14 protein-coding genes and 3 rRNA genes are annotated in these 23,064 nt (G+C 62.3%); 15 read left to right on the forward strand and 2 right to left on the reverse strand.

What is annotated here, in order from left to right:
• Positions 1 to 10: 10 nt before the first annotated feature.
• The 15 genes from KG104_RS06490 (at position 11) to KG104_RS06560 (ending at position 21,266) form a co-directional block, all read left to right on the forward strand.
• Positions 11 to 2,278: a HelD family protein gene (locus tag KG104_RS06490; protein ID WP_207347610.1), complete on the forward strand. Its 2,268-nt coding sequence runs from the start codon at positions 11 to 13 to the stop codon at positions 2,276 to 2,278.
• 13 nt (positions 2,279 to 2,291) lie between these two features.
• A complete protein-coding gene (gene tyrS, locus KG104_RS06495; RefSeq protein WP_237688684.1) occupies positions 2,292 to 3,611 on the forward strand; it encodes a tyrosine--tRNA ligase in 1,320 nt (439 codons plus the stop codon).
• Between the two features lie 601 nt (positions 3,612 to 4,212).
• Positions 4,213 to 5,740 (forward strand): 16S ribosomal RNA (locus tag KG104_RS06500).
• 505 nt (positions 5,741 to 6,245) lie between these two features.
• Positions 6,246 to 9,410, forward strand: a 23S ribosomal RNA gene (locus KG104_RS06505).
• Between the two features lie 297 nt (positions 9,411 to 9,707).
• Positions 9,708 to 9,824 (forward strand): 5S ribosomal RNA (gene rrf / locus KG104_RS06510).
• Together the 16S, 23S and 5S rRNA genes form the textbook arrangement of a ribosomal RNA operon.
• A gap of 291 nt (positions 9,825 to 10,115) precedes the next feature.
• Positions 10,116 to 12,092 (forward strand): hypothetical protein, encoded by a 1,977-nt coding sequence (locus tag KG104_RS18035; RefSeq protein WP_237687316.1) that lies wholly within the window; start codon positions 10,116 to 10,118, stop codon positions 12,090 to 12,092.
• Between the two features lie 4 nt (positions 12,093 to 12,096).
• Positions 12,097 to 13,095, forward strand: a complete 999-nt coding sequence (locus KG104_RS06520) for an HAD-IIA family hydrolase (protein WP_207348661.1) — start codon at positions 12,097 to 12,099, stop codon at positions 13,093 to 13,095.
• A 56-nt stretch (positions 13,096 to 13,151) separates the two neighbouring features.
• The gene (locus KG104_RS06525) at positions 13,152 to 13,358 is read left to right on the forward strand and encodes a hypothetical protein (RefSeq protein WP_207348660.1); all 207 of its coding nucleotides are present in this window, start codon (positions 13,152 to 13,154) and stop codon (positions 13,356 to 13,358) included.
• Between the two features lie 3 nt (positions 13,359 to 13,361).
• Positions 13,362 to 14,240: a TlyA family RNA methyltransferase gene (locus KG104_RS06530; protein ID WP_104160725.1), complete on the forward strand. Its 879-nt coding sequence runs from the start codon at positions 13,362 to 13,364 to the stop codon at positions 14,238 to 14,240.
• A 47-nt stretch (positions 14,241 to 14,287) separates the two neighbouring features.
• Positions 14,288 to 15,259: an NAD kinase gene (locus tag KG104_RS06535; protein ID WP_104102902.1), complete on the forward strand. Its 972-nt coding sequence runs from the start codon at positions 14,288 to 14,290 to the stop codon at positions 15,257 to 15,259.
• Complete coding sequence (gene recN, locus KG104_RS06540) at positions 15,256 to 16,983, forward strand: DNA repair protein RecN (protein WP_104160726.1); 1,728 nt, start codon at positions 15,256 to 15,258, stop codon at positions 16,981 to 16,983. The genes KG104_RS06535 and recN overlap by 4 nt, the downstream gene beginning before the upstream one ends.
• Before the next feature lie 50 nt (positions 16,984 to 17,033).
• Positions 17,034 to 18,728, forward strand: coding sequence for a CTP synthase (locus KG104_RS06545; RefSeq protein WP_104054758.1), 1,695 nt, complete (start codon positions 17,034 to 17,036; stop codon positions 18,726 to 18,728).
• 7 nt (positions 18,729 to 18,735) lie between these two features.
• Positions 18,736 to 19,407, forward strand: a complete 672-nt coding sequence (locus KG104_RS06550) for an NUDIX domain-containing protein (protein ID WP_104054757.1) — start codon at positions 18,736 to 18,738, stop codon at positions 19,405 to 19,407.
• 375 nt (positions 19,408 to 19,782) lie between these two features.
• Positions 19,783 to 20,724, forward strand: coding sequence for a site-specific tyrosine recombinase XerD (gene xerD / locus KG104_RS06555; protein WP_207348663.1), 942 nt, complete (start codon positions 19,783 to 19,785; stop codon positions 20,722 to 20,724).
• Complete coding sequence (locus KG104_RS06560) at positions 20,721 to 21,266, forward strand: 8-oxo-dGTP diphosphatase (protein ID WP_307859016.1); 546 nt, start codon at positions 20,721 to 20,723, stop codon at positions 21,264 to 21,266. The genes xerD and KG104_RS06560 overlap by 4 nt, the downstream gene beginning before the upstream one ends.
• Positions 21,267 to 21,332: 66 nt before the next feature.
• On the opposite strand, the gene KG104_RS06565 is transcribed toward KG104_RS06560, so the two are convergent.
• Positions 21,333 to 21,782 carry a hypothetical protein gene (locus KG104_RS06565; protein WP_207348659.1) on the reverse strand — a complete coding sequence of 150 codons (450 nt, stop codon included), beginning with the start codon at positions 21,780 to 21,782 and terminating at the stop codon, positions 21,333 to 21,335.
• Positions 21,783 to 21,896: 114 nt separating this feature from the next.
• Positions 21,897 to 23,030 (reverse strand): bifunctional 2-methylcitrate synthase/citrate synthase, encoded by a 1,134-nt coding sequence (locus KG104_RS06570; protein WP_207348658.1) that lies wholly within the window; start codon positions 23,028 to 23,030, stop codon positions 21,897 to 21,899.
• Positions 23,031 to 23,064: the final 34 nt, after the last annotated feature.

The following is a 23,064-nucleotide window of genomic DNA, read 5'->3' on the forward strand; positions in this document are numbered from 1 at the left end:
GAACGCGAACATGCCTGAAACGTCTTCTGCCCACCACGAGCTGGAACACGAGCGACACTACGTCGCCGGTTTGTACCAGCGACTCGATGAACTCCGTGAAGAAAAGCGCGAGCAGCTGGCCCAGGTGCGCCGCAGCCACTCTGCCGGTTCACATCAAAACCGCTCCGAGCGCGATGCCTTCGCCACCATGTATGAGGACCGCCTGGCGCAGCTGAATGCCGTGGATGACCGGCTGGTTTTTGGCCGTCTGGATCTTGACGACGGCGAGGAGCGGTACATCGGCCGGATCGGCCTCTCCACCGCTGACCTGCAACGGCTCATGGTGGACTGGAGGGCGCCGGAAGCCGGCACCTTTTATCAGGCCACCGCTTTTGAACGCCAGGGCGTCCGACGGCGGCGCCACCTGATCCTGAAGGGCCGGAACGTCCAGGCCATCGAAGACGATGTGCTGGATTACAGCATGCTCGAGGAGGAAGAAGCACTCCAGGGCGAAGGCGCCCTGCTGGCAGCCCTGAACTCCAAGCGCACCGGACAGATGTCGGACATTGTCGGCACCATCCAGGCCGAGCAGGACCGCATCATCCGGGCACCCCTCGCCGGCACACTCGTGGTGCAGGGTGGCCCGGGAACCGGAAAAACCGCCGTCGCGCTCCACCGTGCCGCGTACCTGCTGTACACGCACCGTGAACGGCTCAAGTCCGCCGGCGTGCTGCTGGTTGGCCCCTCCAACGCCTTCATCCGGTACATCGAACGTGTCCTCCCGTCGCTGGGTGAGACCGGCGTCGTCATGTCCAGCCTTGGACAACTGATGCCCGGCATCGCCGCTGTCCCGGAAGAGGACGCGAATGTCGCCGAGATCAAGGGCCGTATTTCGATGGCCGACGTGGTCGCCCGCGCCGTCGCGAACCGTCAGCGCCTGCCGCTGGAACCGCGGAAACTCAACGTGGAGGGAACCATCCTCCTGCTGACGCCCAAGATGGTCCAGCGCGCCCGCGACCGGGCACGCGCGACCGGCAAGCCGCACAACGAGGCCCGCGTGACCTTCGTGAAGATCCTCCTGCGCGAACTCACCGAGCAGTTGACCGAACAGCTGGAAGAGTCCTCCGGTGCAGGCAACAGCACGGACCGGGCCTACCTGGCCGAGGACGTCCGCAGCTCCCGGGACGTGCGCGTGGCGCTGAACCTGTGCTGGATGCCGATGACGCCTCAGAAGCTGCTGTCTGAACTCTTCAGCAAGCCCGGACACCTTGAAGGTGCGGCCCCCGATCTGAGCGCCGAAGAAATCGCACTGCTGCGCCGCAGCCCGGACGCACCCTGGACGGAAGCGGATGTTCCGCTGCTGGACGAGGCCGCCGAACTGCTGGGCGAACTGGATGCTTCGGCCGGACGCGACCACGCCCTGCGCGAAGAGCAGCGCAAGCGGGACCTCGCCAACGCCGAGCGCGCCATCGAGAACACGGAAGGGTTCCTGGAGGATTCCGGTGCCCACGGCATCCTGTCCGCCGAGGATCTGGCTGACCACAACACCGTGGGAGAAACCCGCCTGACCGCGGCCGACCGCGCCGCCGTCGACCGCACCTGGGCCTTCGGGCACATTGTGGTGGATGAGGCGCAGGAGCTTTCCGCCATGCAGTGGCGCCTGCTGATGCGGCGCTGCCCGCTGAAGTCCTTCACCGTTGTGGGGGACATTGCCCAAACCAGCTCAGCTGCCGGTGCCACTTCCTGGCAGCAGGCGCTGACGCCGTTCGTGGGGGACCGCTGGACCCTCGAAGAGCTCACGGTGAACTACCGCACCCCCGCGCAGATTGCCGAAGCCGCCGTGCGCATGGCCAACGCGGCTGGTCTGGTGGTGTCCGCTCCCAAGGCGGTGCGCGAGGGACGCTGGGCGCCCTTCATCGACCGGGTTCCCGACGGCGGGCTGGTTGACCGCCTGATGGAGACTCTGCCCGAGGACCTGGAAGCGCTCGAGGGCGGACTCCTTGCGATTATCGCCGAGGAGCACCACCTCGAGGCCGTCCGCCGCGAAGTCGGGGCTGTTTACGGAAAGCGGCTGGGCACGGGTGCCGGCGGTTTGGAGCAGGACATTGTGGTCACTTCGCCGAGGGAAGCGAAGGGACTGGAGTTCGACGGCGTCGTCATCCTGGAGCCCGAAGAGCTGCTGACCGCTGCGGCCGGGAAGGTCGGAGATCTGTATGTGGCGATGACCCGCCCCACGCAGCGCCTGCGTCTTATTGCGGCCCGTCCGGTTCCCGCTGGAATTATCGACGAAGAAGACTGATATTTTGGAAGACGTGACTACCGAAACCCCAGCGGGCCTGAGCGCCCAAAAGAATGATCCGACGTTCGAGAATGTTTGGCAGGAACTGAAGTGGCGTGGACTGGTCCATGTCTCCACGGATGAGGCCGAACTTGAGAAATTGCTCGCCGGGGAATCGATCACCTATTATTGCGGCTTCGATCCAACGGCGCCGAGCCTGCACCTGGGAAACCTGGTGCAGCTGCTGACCATGCGCCGCCTGCAGCTGGCCGGTCACCGGCCGCTCGCCCTCGTGGGCGGCTCCACCGGCCTGGTGGGAGATCCGCGTCCGACGGCGGAACGCACCATGAACACCAAGGAAACCGTCTCGGAATGGGTCGGCTACCTGCAGGGACAGGTGCAGCGCTTCCTCAGCTTTGAGGGGGACAACGCCGCGCAGATGGTCAACAACCTTGACTGGACCGCGCCTATGAGTGCCATCGACTTCCTCCGTGACATCGGCAAGCACTTCCGGGTGGGCACCATGATCAAGAAGGAGATTGTCTCCTCGCGCCTGAATTCCGATGAGGGCATCTCCTACGCGGAGTTCAGCTACCAGGTGCTGCAGGGCATGGACTACCTCCAGCTCTTCCGCGACTACAACTGTGTGCTGGAAACCGGCGGCTCGGACCAGTGGGGCAACCTCACCTCCGGGACCGAACTGGTGCGCAAGGTCGAGGGCAAGAGTGTCCACGCCCTGGGCACTCCGCTGATTACCAACTCTGACGGCACCAAGTTCGGCAAGAGCGAGGGCAACGCCATCTGGTTGGACGGCACCATGACCAGCCCGTACGCGATGTACCAGTTCTGGCTGAACACTTCCGACGCCGACGTCGTTGACCGGCTCAAGGTCTTCACCTTCCTCTCCAAGGCGGAAATTGAGGAGCTGGCCCGCTCTGTGGCGGAGGAACCGCACAAGCGTGCGGCCCAGCGCCGGCTTGCTTACGACGTGACGTCGCTGATTCACGGCGCCGAAGCAACCGAGAAGGTTATTGCCGCTTCTGCCGCATTGTTTGGGCAGGGTGAAATCACCGAGCTGGATGAAGCAACCCTGACCGCGGCCACGGCGGAACTGCCGCGGGTAGTGGTGGACCGCAACAGCCTGGGGATTATCGATCTGCTCGTTGCCTCCGGCCTGTCAGCCAGCAACTCGGCCGCGCGCCGGACGGTTGCCGAAGGCGGAGCATATGTGAACAACCGCAAGGTCACGGACGCGGATGCCGTTATTGACGGGGATGAGCTGCTGCACGGCAAGTACCTGCTGCTGCGCCGCGGCAAGCGCACCCTGGCAACGGTGGAAGTTAGCGCAGGTTAGGGGAGCTCATCCTGCCGATCAGGTGGAGGCCGGCTTTCGGCTCCGCACGCCTTGGAAATCCAGGGGCGTGAGGAGGCCGGGGGCCGGCCTTTTCCCTTGCGTGCAGGGTGCCTGTCCGGGGTGCAGCAGATCACACGCTGCCGGCTTGCACCCATGCCGGAGGGTGTGTAAAGTTTAGTGAGTTGCCCCGGTGAGTGCCTGGCGGACATGCTCCGCTGGCAAGGCTCCCGGATCCGGCAACAGCCCAAAAACACAGCAGCGGATTTCATCCGAGTGCTTTGTGGCGGGTTCAAACGGTTGTTTCAGCTAATTACCGCAAATACCGCGGAATTGCTAAAACGGTCCGGATGAAATAGAATAAAGAAACACTGCAGCGAAGAGAAAAGAAAAACATTCTTTGTTTTTCCGAGTATTTCGGATGCATCTGTTGTTTGAGAACTCAATAGTGTGCCAAGTTTATTGATACCAATTATTTTAATTGGTTGAACTGGTTGTTTCCGCCCACCCCGTGGGTTGGGAGCAGCTTTTTTAGCTGGTTTCGAATTTAGTGCAGGACTGTGCAGCCAATTTTCCTTGGCTCCGGTCTTGTGTCTGTAACACATTTACGGAGAGTTTGATCCTGGCTCAGGATGAACGCTGGCGGCGTGCTTAACACATGCAAGTCGAACGATGACTTTTGTGCTTGCACAAAATGATTAGTGGCGAACGGGTGAGTAACACGTGAGTAACCTGCCCTTAACTTCGGGATAAGCCTGGGAAACCGGGTCTAATACCGGATACGACGGATTCCCGCATGGGGGTCCGTGGAAAGCTTGATGCGGTTTTGGATGGACTCGCGGCCTATCAGCTAGTTGGTTGGGGTAATGGCCCACCAAGGCGACGACGGGTAGCCGGCCTGAGAGGGTGACCGGCCACACTGGGACTGAGACACGGCCCAGACTCCTACGGGAGGCAGCAGTGGGGAATATTGCACAATGGGCGAAAGCCTGATGCAGCGACGCCGCGTGAGGGACGAAGGCCTTCGGGTTGTAAACCTCTTTCAGCAGGGAAGAAGCGAAAGTGACGGTACCTGCAGAAGAAGCGCCGGCTAACTACGTGCCAGCAGCCGCGGTAATACGTAGGGCGCAAGCGTTATCCGGAATTATTGGGCGTAAAGAGCTCGTAGGCGGTTTGTCGCGTCTGCTGTGAAAGCCCGGGGCTCAACCCCGGGTCTGCAGTGGGTACGGGCAGACTAGAGTGATGTAGGGGAGACTGGAATTCCTGGTGTAGCGGTGAAATGCGCAGATATCAGGAGGAACACCGATGGCGAAGGCAGGTCTCTGGGCATTAACTGACGCTGAGGAGCGAAAGCATGGGGAGCGAACAGGATTAGATACCCTGGTAGTCCATGCCGTAAACGTTGGGCACTAGGTGTGGGGGACATTCCACGTTTTCCGCGCCGTAGCTAACGCATTAAGTGCCCCGCCTGGGGAGTACGGCCGCAAGGCTAAAACTCAAAGGAATTGACGGGGGCCCGCACAAGCGGCGGAGCATGCGGATTAATTCGATGCAACGCGAAGAACCTTACCAAGGCTTGACATGAACCGGAAAGGCCTGGAAACAGGTCCCCCACTTGTGGCCGGTTTACAGGTGGTGCATGGTTGTCGTCAGCTCGTGTCGTGAGATGTTGGGTTAAGTCCCGCAACGAGCGCAACCCTCGTTCTATGTTGCCAGCGGGTTATGCCGGGGACTCATAGGAGACTGCCGGGGTCAACTCGGAGGAAGGTGGGGACGACGTCAAATCATCATGCCCCTTATGTCTTGGGCTTCACGCATGCTACAATGGCCGGTACAAAGGGTTGCGATACTGTGAGGTGGAGCTAATCCCAAAAAGCCGGTCTCAGTTCGGATTGAGGTCTGCAACTCGACCTCATGAAGTTGGAGTCGCTAGTAATCGCAGATCAGCAACGCTGCGGTGAATACGTTCCCGGGCCTTGTACACACCGCCCGTCAAGTCACGAAAGTTGGTAACACCCGAAGCCGGTGGCCTAACCCCTTGTGGGAGGGAGCCGTCGAAGGTGGGACCGGCGATTGGGACTAAGTCGTAACAAGGTAGCCGTACCGGAAGGTGCGGCTGGATCACCTCCTTTCTAAGGAGCACCTCAAAGTTTTTCGTGTTATTCCACAGTGTTGGATGCGGGCTTTGCAGGAGATGCCCATATCGGAAACATATGTTTTCCGGTGGGTGCTCAAGGGTGGAATATCAATAGGCAGGTGCCCGGCGTTGAGCCCGGCAGCACAGTACGTTCTTCCTTCGGGGAGGACTGGAAACGCTGCCGGTGTCTTCAAGTACCGGGTTTTTCCGTTTGGCACACTGTTGGGTCCTGAAATAACAGGACCGAAGAATTTCAAGCCTTCATTGGAGGGGTTGGAAGGGACACGGGTTCGTGTTGTTTCTGATTGTTCCTGCGCAGGCCCAAGACCGTCACGGTGAATACGTGGTGGTGGCGGGGTGTGACGGGGTTGTTGTTTGAGAACTACATAGTGGACGCGAGCATCTTAAAATTATTAAGTGCAATTTCAGATAAACCTGGTGACCGGTTTTTACCGGCCTCCATGGTTTTCTCGATAGCGATAATATTTATTGATCTTTGTGGTCAAGTTTTTAAGGGCACACGGTGGATGCCTTGGCATCAGGAGCCGAAGAAGGACGTAGGAATCTGCGATAAGCCTGGGGGAGTTGATAACCGAGCGTTGATCCCAGGATGTCCGAATGGGGAAACCCCGCCCGGCGCGCGAGTGACCGGGTGACCCGCATCTGAACACATAGGGTGCGTGGAGGGAACGTGGGGAAGTGAAACATCTCAGTACCCACAGGAAGAGAAAACAACAGTGATTCCGTTAGTAGTGGCGAGCGAACGCGGAAGAGGCTAAACCAGTGGTGTGTGATAGCCGGCGGGCGTTGCATCACTGGGGTTGCGGGACTTTCCGTACCGATTCTGCCGGATTGGTGAAGTGAGTGCAGATGCATAGGTGAACGGGTTTGAAAGCCCGGCCGTAGAGGGTGTTAGCCCCGTAACCGGAATGTATGCTGCCGCTTGGAGAGGATCCCAAGTAGCACGGGGCCCGAGAAATCCCGTGCGAATCTGCCAGGACCACCTGGTAAGCCTAAATACTCCCTGATGACCGATAGCGGACAAGTACCGTGAGGGAAAGGTGAAAAGTACCCCGGGAGGGGAGTGAAACAGTACCTGAAACCGTGTGCCTACAATCCGTTGGAGCAGGGCAATGCCACTTGTGGTGTTGTGCTTGTGACAGCGTGCCTTTTGAAGAATGAGCCTGCGAGTTAGTGTTACGTCGCGAGGTTAACCCGTGAGGGGAAGCCGTAGCGAAAGCGAGTCTGAACAGGGCGATGCAGTGGCGTGATCTAGACCCGAAGCGGAGTGATCTACCCATGGCCAGGTTGAAGCGCGTGTAAGAGCGCGTGGAGGACCGAACCCACTTCAGTTGAAAATGGAGGGGATGAGCTGTGGGTAGGGGTGAAAGGCCAATCAAACTCCGTGATAGCTGGTTCTCCCCGAAATGCATTTAGGTGCAGCGTTGCGTGTTTCTTACCGGAGGTAGAGCTACTGGATGGCTAATGGGCCCTACAAGGTTACTGACGTCAGCCAAACTCCGAATGCCGGTAAGTGAGAGCGCAGCAGTGAGACTGTGGGGGATAAGCTTCATAGTCGAGAGGGAAACAGCCCAGACCACCAACTAAGGCCCCTAAGCGTGTGCTAAGTGGGAAAGGATGTGGAGTTGCTCAGACAACCAGGAGGTTGGCTTAGAAGCAGCCATCCTTGAAAGAGTGCGTAATAGCTCACTGGTCAAGTGATTCCGCGCCGACAATGTAGCGGGGCTCAAGTACACCGCCGAAGTTGTGGCATTCAAATATTAGCCAAGCGGATGGTTTATCCATTTTCGTTCAAGCGTTTGGATGGGTAGGGGAGCGTCGTGTGGGCAGTGAAGTCGCGGTGTAAACCAGCGGTGGAGCCTACACGAGTGAGAATGCAGGCATGAGTAGCGAAAGACGGGTGAGAAACCCGTCCGCCGAATGATCAAGGGTTCCAGGGTCAAGCTAATCTGCCCTGGGTAAGTCGGGACCTAAGGCGAGGCCGACAGGCGTAGTCGATGGACAACGGGTTGATATTCCCGTACCGGCGAAAAACCGCCAATACTGATCGGGGGATACTAACCGCCCAATACCTGACCGTTAGCCCTTGTGGCGACACGGTTTTTGGTGGAGCGCGGGACCTGATCCCGGGAGGTAAGCGTATTAACAGGTGTGACGCAGGAAGGTAGCCGGGCCGGGCGATGGTTGTCCTGGTCTAAGGATGTAGGGTCAGTGATAGGTAAATCCGTCACTGTGTCTTGAATGACGCACCTGAGATCTGACGGGACCCACTTTGGTGGGAATCCGGTGATCCTATGCTGCCTAGAAAAGCATCGGCGCGAGGTTTTAGCCGCCCGTACCCCAAACCGACACAGGTGATCAGGTAGAGAATACTAAGGCGATCGAGAGAATTATGGTTAAGGAACTCGGCAAAATGCCCCCGTAACTTCGGGAGAAGGGGGGCCCCAACCTTGATGGACACTTGCTGTCCGGAGGGGATCGGGGCCGCAGAGACCAGGGGGAAGCGACTGTTTACTAAAAACACAGGTCCGTGCGAAGTCGCAAGACGATGTATACGGACTGACTCCTGCCCGGTGCTGGAAGGTTAAGAGGACCGGTTAGCCCTTACGGGCGAAGCTGGGAATTTAAGCCCCAGTAAACGGCGGTGGTAACTATAACCATCCTAAGGTAGCGAAATTCCTTGTCGGGTAAGTTCCGACCTGCACGAATGGAGTAACGACTTCCCCGCTGTCTCAACCATAAACTCGGCGAAATTGCAGTACGAGTAAAGATGCTCGTTACGCGCAGCAGGACGGAAAGACCCCGAGACCTTTACTATAGTTTGGTATTGGTGTTCGGTGTGGCTTGTGTAGGATAGGTGGGAGACTGTGAGACCCGGACGCCAGTTCGGGTGGAGTCATCGTTGAAATACCACTCTGGTCATACTGGATATCTAACTTCGGCCCGTAATCCGGGTCAGGGACAGTGCCTGATGGGTAGTTTAACTGGGGCGGTTGCCTCCTAAAGAGTAACGGAGGCGCCCAAAGGTTCCCTCAGCCTGGTTGGCAATCAGGTGGCGAGTGTAAGTGCACAAGGGAGCTTGACTGTGAGAGAGACATCTCGAGCAGGGACGAAAGTCGGGACTAGTGATCCGGCGGTACATTGTGGAATGGCCGTCGCTCAACGGATAAAAGGTACCTCGGGGATAACAGGCTGATCTTGCCCAAGAGTCCATATCGACGGCATGGTTTGGCACCTCGATGTCGGCTCGTCGCATCCTGGGGCTGGAGTAGGTCCCAAGGGTTGGGCTGTTCGCCCATTAAAGCGGTACGCGAGCTGGGTTTAGAACGTCGTGAGACAGTTCGGTCCCTATCCGCTGCGCGCGCAGGAAATTTGAGAAGGGCTGTCCTTAGTACGAGAGGACCGGGACGGACGAACCTCTGGTGTGTCAGTTGTACTGCCAAGTGCACCGCTGATTAGCTACGTTCGGATGGGATAACCGCTGAAAGCATCTAAGCGGGAAGCCCGCTTCGAGATGAGATTTCCATACACCTTGTGTGTGAGAGGCCCCCAGCCAGACCACTGGGTTGATAGGCCGGATGTGGAAGCGGGGACTAAAGACCCGTGAAGCTGACCGGTACTAATAGGCCGATAACTTACACCACACCACAGTCTGGGCAGGAAACGACTTCAAACGTTCCCGCCAAAGAAGGATTGTGTTGATCATGCTGCTTGCGTCCACTATGTGGTTCCCGGATAACAAACCCGTGTGTGGTTTGTCACCGTGGAACCGGTATTCGATCACCTGTGATGGGTGGTGGGATGCCGTAGAATTAAGGAAGTGTTCATTCTTACGCGTGGATACTTTTTCATGACAGGCACTGTTGTTTGAGTGTTTGGTTGTGACCCATTGTTTTCCCCTCCACCAGGAGCAGTTTGGCTGGTGGTGTGGGTGGTAGGGTTACGGCGGTCATAGCGTGGGGGAAACGCCCGGTCCCATTCCGAACCCGGAAGCTAAGACCCACTGCGCCGATGGTACTGCATCCGGGAGGGTGTGGGAGAGTAGGTCACCGCCGGACAATATTTCGGTTGAGAGGTTGAGGCCCGTACATTTTGGTACGGGCCTCAACTGTTTAACAGGCCCCGCGTGGGCCCAGATCGCTGCTGTCGTGGGCCGGGAGGTGGGAAGACTCACCTATTCCCTGCAGCGCTTCACGGTAAGGGATGTCCATCCCGGAACGTACCTGGACTAGAATCAGACTGTGCCTCTTTAGGCCCCCAAACTTTCTAACCGACTTTTATATATCCATAGTGACGAGCGACTGCAGTAAATTCCGTTGGTCGGCTCACGACGAGAGGAACTCACGAGCATGTCAGAGCAAAATAACAGGGATCAGCGCGGCGCCGGAAGCAACGCCGCCCACAGCAGCAGCTCGTCAGATAAGCGGGATGACCGCGGACGTCCCGCCACCAACGACCGGAATGCTCCTAAGCGTTTCGAAGACCGCAAGCCGTCCTTCGGCGGCAGGCCTGCGCGTGACGGTGAGCGGAAGTCCTTTGGTGATCGCGGCGCGTCCTCAGAACGCAAGCCTTACTCAAAGGATCGCAAGCCGTCCTTCGGGGACCGCCCTGCCCGCGGTGACGACGATCGACGTCCGGCACGCGATAACGACCGTAAGCCGGCATTCGGGGACCGCGGCGACCGTAAGCCGTCCTTCGGCGACCGTCCTGCCCGTGGCGGAGATGACCGCCGTCCGGCACGCGATAACGACCGTAAGCCGGCATTCGGGGACCGCGGCGACCGTAAGCCGTCCTTCGGCGACCGTCCTGCCCGTGGCGGAGATGACCGCCGTCCGGCTCGCGACAACGACCGTAAGCCGTCCTTCGGTGACCGCGGTGATCGCAAGCCGTCGTTCGGTGGTGACGATCGTCGTCCGCCGCGTGATGGTGAGCGCAAGTCCTTCGGTGACCGTGGCGACCGTAAGCCTTCGTTCGGTGACCGTCCTGCCCGCGGCGGAGATGACCGCCGTCCGGCTCGCGACAACGACCGTAAGCCGTCCTTCGGGGACCGCGGTGACCGTAAGCCGTCGTTCGGTGGTGACGATCGTCGTCCGCCGCGTGATGGTGAGCGCAAGTCCTTCGGTGACCGTGGCGACCGTAAGCCTTCGTTCGGTGACCGCCCGGCCCGTGGCGGAGATGACCGTCGTCCGGCACGCGACAACGATCGTAAGCCGTCGTTCGGCGACCGTGGCGACCGTAAGCCGTCCTTCTCGAAGGACCGGCCGGCCCGGGGCGAGGATGCACTGGTTGTTGAGCACAAGCACAACGCCCGCGACCTGCGCAGCGCCAACCGCCCCGACCGTGAGCGTTCCCCCGAGATCGATGACGATGTCACAGGACAGGAACTGGACAAGGTCACCCGCGCCCAGCTGCGTGTCCTGGAAGAAGTCAACGGCGAGTGGGTCTCCAAGCACCTGGTCATGGCCGGCCGCCTGATCGACATCGACCCTGAGCTGGCCTTCCAGCATGCGCTGGCTGCCAGCCGCCGCGGCGGACGCATGGCGGCAGTCCGTGAGGCAGTAGCCCTCACGGCGTACGCTTCGGAGAACTTTGCGGAAGCCCTGCGCGAATTCCGGACCTACCGCCGCATCAGTGGCTCCAATGCCTACCTGGCCATGATGGCCGACTGCGAACGCGGCCTCGGCCGTGCGGACCGCGCCCTGGACATTGCACGTTCGGACGAGGCGAAGGAACTGGACACAGCAGGCCAGGTGGACATGGCCATCGTGGCATCGGGTGCACGGATGGACATGGAGCAGTACGACGCGGCCGTGACCGCACTGGAAATCCCGCAGCTGGACAAGAACCGTGCGTTCTCCTTCAGCCCCCGCCTCTTCCGTGCCTATGCTGACGCCCTCGAGCTGGCAGACCGCAACGAAGAAGCCGAGCAGTGGCGCAACCGTGCGCTGCTGGCCGAAAAGGCACTGGGTATCGGGGAGTTCGCTGAGCCGGACATCTACGACCTCGACGACGAAGAGGAAAAGCCGGAGAAGCCGCGCCGCGGCCGCGAGGACCGTGAAAGCCGCGACGATCACCGCGGTGCTGAGCGTTCGGACACCCCCTTCGCTGCTCCGGTTGAAACCGAGCCGGCAGATGCCAACGGCGACCTGGACCTGACGGACGACGTCGACACGTTGCCTTCCGATGACCAGGAAGGCGTGATCGGCGTCCTCGAAGCTGAGGAAGAGGACGACGACAACACCGTCGAACAGCACGACGACGGCAATGACAACGAGGAATTCTCCGCCGACGCACCTGCCGGTGACGTCGACGAGGACCGCTCGTAACACCATGGCGGACAATTCGCTGATTGCCGGATACGACGCCGTCCTCTCGGACTTGGACGGCGTCGTCTACGCGGGTCCGCATGCCATTGAAGGGGCCGTCGAGGCGCTGCAGCGTCTCGACGGCGTGGGTGTGCAGCTCGCCTACGTCACCAACAATGCCTCGCGTTCCTCCGAAACCGTGGCCGCGCATCTGCGCGAGCTGGGGGCGCCGGCAACAGCGGAGACCGTGTTCGGCTCCGCGCAGGCCGGTGCGGAGCTGCTGGCAGCTTCCGTTCCGGCCGGCGCAACGGTCCTGGTAACCGGAAGCGCCTGGCTTGCCGAGCAGGTGCGCGAACAGGGTCTGGTCCCGGTGCTTTCCGCTGATGACCGCCCCGACGCCGTCATCCAGGGCTTTGATCCCGCACTTGGCTGGAAAGATCTCGCGGAGGCGGCCTTCGCCGTCGGCCGCGGCGCTGTCTGGGTTGCCACCAACACTGATATGTCCATTCCGCAGGCCCGGGGGATCGCTCCCGGCAACGGAACCCTCGTGGCCGCCGTCGCTGCAGCAACGGGCAGGACCCCCCTGGTGGCGGGAAAGCCCGAGGCTCCGCTGTTCCTGACAGCGGCACGCCACCTGAATGCCAAGGCGCCTTTGGTGGTTGGCGACCGGCTGGACACTGACATCTTGGGCGGCAACAACGCCGGATTCGCGACGGCAATGGTGCTTACCGGCGTTGACACACCTCAGACGGCGCTGGCAGCCCGCACGCAGGAGAGGCCGACGTATCTGGTCGAAAACCTCGACGCGCTCTACCGGCCGTACCCCGAGATTGAAACGGCCGACGGCGTTAGCCGCTGCGGTACTGCCGTTGCCAGAGTCAACGGGAACACCGTGGAAATCACGGGCGACAGCACCGATTTGGATAGCTGGCGTGCAGCCTGCGCCGCATGGTGGAACGCCCGTCCTCACGAGGAGAATGCGACTGCTCCGGTGCTCAGCTGGACTGTCACTGCCGGCGGATAGGCTGGATTCGAAACGTTGGACAAGGGATGGGCAAACGCCGGATGGATGACAGCCAGATGGAGAACACAAGGACAGAGTCGGCGGGTGCCGCCGGCTCCTGGCCTTCCGTTTTGGTGACCACGCAGGATCCGGCGGTTGATGCCGCCCTGGCAGCTGTTAGGGACGTCCCGGCAATGCCCACCACCGAACACCTTGCCGTGTATACAGCGCTTCACGACGGTCTCCTGGCCCAGCTGAACGCCGATCTTTCAGAGGAGCGCTAGAACGTGGCAAGACTTGACCAGGAACTGGTAACCAGGGGATTGGCACGTTCCCGGACCCACGCCGCCAAACTCATTGCTGCCGGCCGGGTTTCCCGGGCGGGCGCCGTTCTCGGCAAGGCGTCGGCTTCCGTCTCAGATGAGGACACCCTGTCAGTGCTCGACGACGGCGTCCCAGACTATGTCAGTCGCGCCGGACACAAACTCGCAGGCGCGCTTGTCGCTTTCCCGCAGGTGCAGCCCGCGGGACTTCGCTGCCTGGACGCCGGTGCTTCGACAGGTGGTTTCACTGATGTCCTGCTGCGGGGAGGCGCAGCTCGCGTGGTGGCCGTCGACGTCGGGCACGATCAGCTGGTGGAGGTGCTGCGCCGGGACCCGCGCGTTGATGTGCATGAAGGCATGAATGTGCGGTACCTGGATCCGGAGGACATCGGGGGACCGGTGGACCTGACGGTGGCCGACCTCTCCTTTATCTCCCTGACCATGGTGGTGCCTGCCCTGGCGAAAGCGACGCGCCCGGGAGGAAACCTGCTGCTGATGGTCAAGCCGCAGTTTGAAGTGGGCCGTGAGAAGCTGGAGAAGGCGGGGGTTGTTCTCGACCCCCAGAAGCACCGAATGGCAGTGGCACGGGTGGTGGAGTCTGCCCTGACGGCGAACCTCCGTATTGGCGGCCTGGCGCCCAGCCCGCTGCCTGGCCAGAACGGCAACGTTGAGTTTTTCCTGTGGCTGCAGGTGCCAGCACCTGGAACATCGGTTGCGGAGCCGCCCGCGAATGCACAGGGAACCGCCCGGCGTTTGGTGGATGAGGCCTTTGACAGGTTTGATGGAGCCGGAAGTAAGCCGGCTGATCGGTTTGCAGACGGGGAACGCCCCGCCGAAGACTGACGGAATTCCAATCAGCTCCCTCGGGGGCGGAACAGGACGATACGCACATGAGCAGACGGATACTCGTGCTGGCCCATACCGGCCGGCAGGCTGCCATGGCTGCCGCCCAGGAAGCGTGCACCCAGCTCCACACTTCCGGATTGATTCCGGTCATGCGGCGCAAGGACCTGGAAGATATCCAGTCGGTTTACGGCGTCCTGACCGCACCCACTGAAATCCTCGACGAAGACGTTGCCCTTGACGGTGTGGATCTGGGCATGGTCCTGGGAGGGGACGGCACCATCCTGCGTGCCGCAGAACTGGTTCGCGATACGAACGTCCCGCTGCTGGGCGTGAACCTGGGCCACGTGGGCTTCCTGGCCGAAAGCGAACGCGCCGATCTTGCACAGACCGTGCACTGGGTGGTCGAGCGGGCCTACACCGTTGAAGAGCGGATGACCATCGACGTCAAAGTCTGGTTCGAGAATCAGCTGATTGCCCACACCTGGGCGCTGAACGAGGCCGCCATAGAAAAGGCCGACCGGCAGCGGATGCTCGAGGTAGTGGTGGAGGTCGATGCCCGACCCATCAGCTCCTTTGGCTGCGACGGTGTGGTCCTGGCTACTCCCACGGGCTCCACAGCATATTCCTTCTCCGCCGGCGGCCCCGTGGTGTGGCCCGAGGTGGAAGCGCTCCTGATCGCGCCCATCAGCGCACATGCACTGTTTTCCCGGCCGCTCGTAGTCGCCCCTGCGTCCATTCTTGCCGTGGAGGTCCTGACCCGCACAGATGCTGCGGGAGTGCTCTGGTGCGACGGCCGGCGCAGCGTGGAACTGCCGCCGGGAGCGCGGGTGGAAGTGACCCGCTCCGCCATTCCGGTGCGGCTTGCCCGTACCCACTCAACACCGTTCTCGGAACGCCTGGTGCGCAAGTTCCAGCTTCCCACCCAAGGCTGGCGCGGCCCGGTCGGCAGCCCGGGGGACCTTTCGGACAGCGTGGAAATTTCACGGCACACGGCAGACAGCGGAGGACCGGCATGATTGAAGAAATCCGAATCCGGGACCTCGGCGTCATCACGGACGCCACGCTGGAACTAGGGCCGGGATTCACCGTGGTCACAGGCGAAACCGGTGCCGGTAAGACCATGGTCATTACGGCCCTGGGGATGCTGCTGGGTGCACGGACCGACGCCGGAGCCGTGCGCACCGGAGCAAAGGCTGCCCTTGCGGAAGCTGTGGTCCGGCTTCCGCCGGAAAATGCCGCCGTCACCCGGGCGGAGGAGGCAGGCGCTGAACTGGAAACGTACGACGGCGTCACCGAGCTGATGCTCGCCCGAACCGTCAACGCGGCGGGCCGCAGCCGTGCACACGTAGGAGGACGGTCCGCTCCGGTGGGCGTCCTTGCCGAAGTGGGCCAGCATCTGGTGGCGGTGCACGGGCAGTCGGACCAGCTCCGGCTCAAGAGCACAGCGGCCCAGCGGGAGGCACTCGACAAGTACGCCGGTCCGGTGCTGGCGTCCCTGCTGTCGTCCTACCAGGCGGATTACACGCGCTGGCGCGCTGCGGTCACCGAATTGGCCGATCTGCGCAACCAGGCCCGTGAGCGCCTGCGGGAAGCGGAGTACCTTTCGGCTTCACTGGAGGAAATCGATGCCCTGGAACTGCTGCCGGGGGAAGACGAAACCCTGAAGGCCGAGGCAACCCGGCTCAACAACTTTGAAGAGCTGCGCACCGCCGCCGTGGGTGCACATCAGGCTCTGATCGCCGGTGACTTCTCCGACGGGTCCGATGCCACCTCCCTCGTGGATGCAGCGAAACGCCAGCTTGAGCTGGCCGGCGAACACGACCCGGCACTGGCGGACTCAGCCAAACGGCTGGCCGAGGTTGGCTACATCCTGACCGACATAGCCGCTGAGCTGGCCAGCTACAGTGCCTCCCTGGACGGGGAAGGCCCGGAACGGCTGGCTGAAGTGGAAACCCGCCGGGCTGAAATCTCCGCGCTGCTCCGCAAATTTGCTCCGTCCGTGGACGAAGTCCTGGAATGGGCCGAGACCAGCCGTGCCCGGTTGGCGGAGCTTGGCGACGACGGCAGCCGGATCGAAGCGCTGGAAGCGGAAATCACCGATCTGCAGGCCGGACTCACGTCAGCGGCAGCTGACCTGACCAAGCTGCGGACCGAAGCCGCTGCTGACCTGGCACAGCGGGTCAGCGACGAGCTGTCCGCCCTGGCCATGGCCGATGCCAACCTGGTCATCGAGGTCACTGCGGTGGATGAGCTGAGTATGCACGGGGCGGACAGCATCTCCTTCCTCCTGCAGCCGCATCCCGGTGCCCCGGCCCGGCCGCTGGGCAAGGGCGCCTCCGGCGGTGAGCTCTCCCGCGTCATGCTGGCCATCGAAGTGGTGCTGGCCGAAGTGGACCCCGTTCCCACCTTCATTTTCGATGAAGTGGACTCCGGGGTCGGCGGAAAGGCGGCTGTCGAAATCGGGCGCCGGCTGGCCATGCTCGCGAAGCACGTGCAGGTGATTGTGGTCACCCACCTTCCGCAGGTGGCCGCGTTTGCCGACCATCACATCCGCGTGATTAAGATGTCCGCAATGGGGGAAGATGGAACAGGCGTAACCGCCAGTGACGTTACCGTTCTGGACGATGCAGAGCGGATCAAGGAACTTGCCAGGATGCTTGCAGGCCAGGAGGACTCCGAGTCCGCCCGGGCACACGCCGTCGAACTCCTGGCAGCGGCGGGACATCCGCCGCGTCAGTAGTCCAGTGCCGCAGGAAGAATTCCATGACGACAAACTCAGAACTACAAAAGGTGATAGGCTCGAACTCCGTGGTGCAGCGATCAAATTCCAGGTTTCCCAAGTCGTCTTCTACGACCAAACACATCTTCGTCACCGGTGGCGTGGCGTCCTCACTCGGTAAGGGACTGACAGCGTCAAGTCTCGGCCATCTGTTGAGGTCGCGCGGCATAGCGGTGACCATGCAGAAGCTCGATCCCTATCTCAATGTGGATCCGGGCACAATGAACCCCTTCCAGCACGGCGAAGTCTTCGTGACCGACGACGGTGCCGAGACTGACCTCGACATCGGACACTACGAGCGGTTCCTTGACGAGAGCCTCGACGGCTCCGCCAACGTCACGACCGGTCAGGTCTACTCCACCGTTATCGCCAAGGAACGCCGCGGCGAATACCTCGGTGACACCGTTCAGGTCATTCCGCACATTACCGACGAGATCAAGCGCCGGATGCGCCTGCCCTCCGAGGCGAAGAAGACCCCCGACGTCATCATCACCGAAATCGGCGGCACGGTTGGCGACATCGAGTCCCAGCCCTTCCTGGAGGCCGCACGCCAGGTGCGCCAGGACATCGGCCGCAACAACGTCTTCTTCCTGCACGTTTCCCTCGTGCCGTACATCGGCCCGTCCCAGGAACTGAAGACCAAGCCGACCCAGCACTCCGTGGCTGCCCTGCGGTCCATCGGTATCCAGCCGGACGCCATCGTCATCCGCTCGGACCGCCCGGTGCCGGACGCCATGCGCAACAAGATCGGCCGCATGTGCGACGTCGATGTCGATGCCGTGATCGGATGCCCGGACGCCCCGAGCATCTACGACATCCCCAAGACCCTTCACTCCCAGGGCCTGGACGCGTACATCGTCCAGCACCTGGACCTGAAGTTCAAGGACGTCAACTGGACCAAGTGGGACAAGCTCCTCGAAGCTGTCCACAACCCCAGGCACCACGTGAACATTGCCCTGGTCGGCAAGTACGTGGACCTGCCGGACGCCTACCTCTCTGTGACCGAAGCCCTGCGCGCCGGCGGCTTCGCCAATAAGACCAAGGTCAACATCCGGTGGGTTCCCTCCGATGAGTGCGCAACGCCCGAAGGCGCCGCAGAGGCCCTGGCCGACGTCGACGCCATCTGTGTTCCCGGCGGCTTCGGCATCCGCGGACTTGAAGGCAAGCTCGGAGCACTGACCTACGCCCGGGAAAACAAACTCCCCACGCTGGGCCTGTGCCTTGGCCTGCAGTGCATGGTCATCGAATACGCCCGCAATGTGGTTGGGCTGGAAGGCGCGTCCTCCTCGGAGTTCGAGCCGGACACCAAGTTCCCGGTCATCGCCACCATGGCGGAGCAGAAGCACATTGTCTCCGGTGAGGGTGACATGGGCGGCACCATGCGCCTGGGTCTGTGGGATGCCAAACTCGAAGAGGGTTCGGTTGTGGCCAAGACCTACGGCAAGACTGCAGTGGCCGAACGCCACCGCCACCGGTACGAGGTCAACAACCAGTACCGCGACCAGATCGCCGAGGCAGGCCTGTCCTTCTCCGGCACCACGGTTGACGGCGGACTGGTGGAGTTTGTTGAACTTCCGGCGGACGTGCACCCGTACTACGTCTCCACGCAGGCGCACCCGGAGCTCAGCTCCCGTCCCACGCGCCCGCACCCGCTCTTCGCCGGTCTAGTGAAGGCCGCTCTGGCACACCAGAACGGAAAGGGCTAACAACCCCATGAGCGAGACCAGAGGGTTCGCCGACGAACAGAGTCCCCGCCGCCTGCTGAGTTCCTCCGTGGAATACACCGGGCGGGTCTGGGACGTGGTCAGCGAGAAGTTCCAGCTGACCGCCGACGGCGAACCCCTGGTCCGCGACTACATCCGCCACCCGGGCGCGGTGGCCATCCTGGCCATGAACGACGCCGGCCAGGTGCTGCTGATTAACCAGTACCGGCACCCGGTGCGGATGACCCTTTGGGAAATCCCCGCCGGTCTGCTGGACATTGACGGCGAAGACTTCCAGGTGGGGGCAGCCCGGGAACTGGCCGAAGAAGCCGATATTGAAGCCAGCCAGTGGAATGTCCTCACGGACCTCTTCCTCTCGCCCGGCTCCTCCCGCGAGGCCCTGCGCATTTACCTGGCGCGCGGCATCACCGAGGTTCCCGAAGCGGACCGGCACGAGCGCACCCACGAGGAAGCAGAAATCCGCACCATGTGGGTGGACCTCGACGACGCCGTCCAGGCGGCGTTGGACGGCCGCCTCCACAGCCCCTCGGCCGTAGCCGGTGTCCTGGCCGCTGCGGCAGCCCGTCCCTCCGGTTTTGCGAACCTGCGCCCTGCCGATGCTCCCTGGCCGGAGCACCACTCCCAGCACTCCACCTGGCCGCAGGGCCCCGTTTCTTCTTAGGACACTGCCATGGCCGCCTCCGATCTCCCTGCAGGCGGACACCCTCCTGCGCCGGTACCAGCCGGCACTGCTTCGCCGTTCCAACCGCCGTCTGCTGCGCAGCTCAACGACACAGTCGTTTTCGACTTCTCCTCCATCAACGCCACACTGAAGCTGGACTCACCCGCCGAACTTCTGCGGGCGGCACTGGCCCAGGATAAGGCGGACGGCGAAGCCGCGGCGAAGGCAGCCGGAACCGCAACGGAGACAGCCGGAACCGCAACGGAGGCAAAGACTGCCGGCGGCACGGCTGCCGAAACAGCGCCACCGACTGCGAAGAACACCGCCGCACCCAAGAAAACTCCAGTTCCCAAGGGTCCGTCCGCCGCTGACGAACTGCGCGCCACCGCCGTCGGCCGTGCAATTGGCGGCTACCTGCAGCACATGGCCGTGGAGCGCGGACTGGCAGTCAACACCCTGGATGCCTACCGCCGCGATTTGCTCCGCTATGCCCGCTTCCTGGCCTCCCGCGGGGTGGAGGACGTCGCCCGCATCTCACGGCACGATGTCACTGCCTTCGCGCAGTCCATCGTCGAAGGCTCCGACGGCGCCTCCGCCCTGAGCGTCCGGTCGGCGGCACGCACCGTGGTTGCTGTCCGCGGGCTGCATAAGTTCTGGGCGCTGGAAGGGCTCACCACGGCGGACCCGGCGGCGGACGTGCATCCGCCGCTGCCAGGCAAGCGTCTGCCCAAGGCCATCAGCGTCAACGAAGTCACGCGGATCCTGGAGGCAGTTTCCACCGAAACGCCCACCGGGCTGCGCGACCGTGCCCTGCTGGAATTCCTCTACTCCACCGGAGCACGCATCAGCGAGGCCGTCGGCCTGGATATCGATGACTTGTCGCTGGAACGGATCCCGGCCAACGGTCCCGACGTCGTGCGGTTGTTCGGCAAAGGATCCAGGGAGCGTCTGGTGCCGCTGGGCTCCTACGCTGCCCGTGCCCTGGACGAGTATCTGGTCCGCGGCCGGCCCGCCGCATCAGTGAAGGGCAAGGGCACCCCCGCGCTGTTCCTGAACGCCCGCGGCGGCCGCCTCAGCCGGCAGAGTGCCTGGACCATTCTCAAGAACGCAGCGGAAAAGGCACAGATCGGCAGGGACGTTTCTCCGCACACTCTGCGGCACTCGTTCGCCACCCACCTGCTGGAAGGCGGGGCCGATGTCCGTGTGGTCCAGGAGCTGCTGGGGCACGCGTCGGTGACCACCACCCAGGTGTACACGCTGGTGACAGCCGAAACCCTGCGCGAGGTTTACGCCGCCGCGCACCCCAGGGCACTGTGAATGACGAGATGAACGACGCCGTGGGCAATTCCGGGCCGGGCGGCAACGCTCCGGTACAACCTTCCCGGGCTGTGCCGGTGGTCCTGTGCTTCCTGATGCGCGACACCCCGGAGCACGGTGCCGAAGTGTTGATGGGCCTAAAGCAGACGGGTTTCGGCATCGGCCGGATCGTGACCCTTGGCGGCCACGTGGAAGCGGGGGAAACCCCTGCCCAAGCCGCGGTGCGCGAGGTGTTCGAGGAATCCGGTGTCACAGTGAATCAAGGAGACCTGGAACTCGCCGGAACAATCGAGTTCGTGTTCCCGGCCCGCCCGGAGTGGGACATGTCCACCATCGTCTACCGGACCCGGAGCTGGGTAGGGGAGCCGGCGACGTCGCCGGAAATCATTCCCGCCTGGTACCGGGTGGGAGAGGTGCCCTATGCGCAGATGTGGCCGGACTCGGCCCACTGGATGCCGGAGGTCCTCGCCGGACGGTACTTCGACGTCGTCGTCACCCTGGCGCAGGACAATGAGAGCGTTGCCGGCGTGGTCTTTTCCTGACCGCTTTGCCCGGCTGGCGCATCAGGATGTCTCCGCGCGGATCTTCGCCGCGGAACCTCCGCTGACCTAGTCTCCGCTCCTGAACTCCACCGCCCAGCGGGCGTCCTGTTCGGATCCGACGGTGACCATGAGCCCGGCGTCGAACTCATAGGGTTGCACGCCGCTGAAGGTCTGGACCTGCCCGCATTCTATGGTGGTGCGGGGCCCTCCGGTTATCGAGAGGGAGACGGTTCCGGTGTCGCAGAGGAAGCTCGCTGCTATCGGTCCTGAAACTATGGGATGGAATTTCAGGCTCGTCTCCTCGCCGGCGGAAACAGCGCCTCCGCCCATGCGGGTCTCCGTGAAGTCCCCGTCACCGCGTTCGGACGTGATCTCCTGCTGCAGCTGATAAACCTCATCGGCCCACGCATTTGCGGGCTCCGGCGTCGTCTGCGGCTCATCGGCACCGGTGCTGCAGGAGACAACGGAAACAACGGCAGCAGCGAGAATCAAAGCCAGTGCAGGAATGCGCGTCACGGTCTGTCCTTCCGGGTTAGCAGGAAGTGTATACGGACCGGAGAACCTCACTACGCAAGCGCCCGCTGCAGGAATCCCTGCAGCGGGCGCTTGGCGTGCTGTCTTGTCGGCTGCTTAGCCTACATGCCGTTCCTCAGGCCCGTCATAGGCGCTGAGCGGACGGATCAGGGAGTTGGCTTCCAGCTGCTCCATGATGTGCGCCGTCCACCCGGTGATCCGGGCGGCCACGAACAGCGGCGTGAAGGTGGGCGTGTCAAAACCCATCATGTGGTAAACCGGCCCGGCCGGATAATCCAGGTTCGGCAGGATGTTCTTCCGTTCACCCATGGCCGACTCCAGCGCCGCGTACAGCTCGCCCAGGTCCGCCCGGTCGTAATGCTTGACCATCTTGTCCATGGAGGCTTTCATAGTGGGCACGCGCGAGTCGCCGTTCTTGTACACGCGGTGGCCGAAGCCCATGATCTTCTTCTTCTCCGCCAGGGCGGTGTCCAGCCAGCCGGCGGCATGAGCCGCGACGTCGCCTTCCCCGGCACTGGCGGTGATCTCCTCGAACGTGTGCATCACGGCCTCATTGGCACCGCCATGCAGCGGGCCCTTGAGTGCGCCGATCGCGCCGGTCACAGCCGAGTGCAGGTCCGAAAGCGTGGATGTGATCACGCGGCCGGTGAACGTGGAGGCATTGAAGGAGTGCTCCGCGTACAGGATCATCGAAACGTTGAACGCCTCCACGACCTCGGGAGCGGCTTCCTCGCCGAACGTCATCCAGAGGAAGTTCGCCGAATAGTCCAGATCGTCGCGGGGCTCCACTACGTCCTGCCCGCGGCGGCGGCGCTGGTCATAGGCCACCACTGCAGGCATGGCAGCGAAAAGGCTCACGGACTTCTCCATGTTGGCCTGCACCGAGGAATCCTCGGCCAGCTCATGCGATGCACCCAGCACGGATGCCGCGGTGCGGCACACGTCCATGGGATGGCACGTGGTCGGCAGGGCATCGATGACGGCCTTCAGCTCCGGGGTGAGGGCGCGCTGCGCCCGCTCGCCCGAGGTGAACTCGGCCAGCTGATCCGCAGTAGGCAGCTCGCCGTTCCAGAGCAGGTAGGCAACCTCTTCGAAGCTGCAGTGGGCAGCCAGTTCCTGCACCGGATACCCGCGGTACAGCAGCGAGTTGGTTTCCGGGTTGACCTTGGAAATTTTGGTCGTGTCAACGAGGACACCCGCCAGTCCCTTGTGGATCTGATCATCTGACATTACGAAAGACTCCTTTGTCGCGGTGGTGTTGCGG

Origin of the sequence: Arthrobacter sunyaminii, assembly GCF_018866305.1 — a bacterium.
Classification (GTDB): domain Bacteria; phylum Actinomycetota; class Actinomycetes; order Actinomycetales; family Micrococcaceae; genus Arthrobacter_B; species Arthrobacter_B sunyaminii.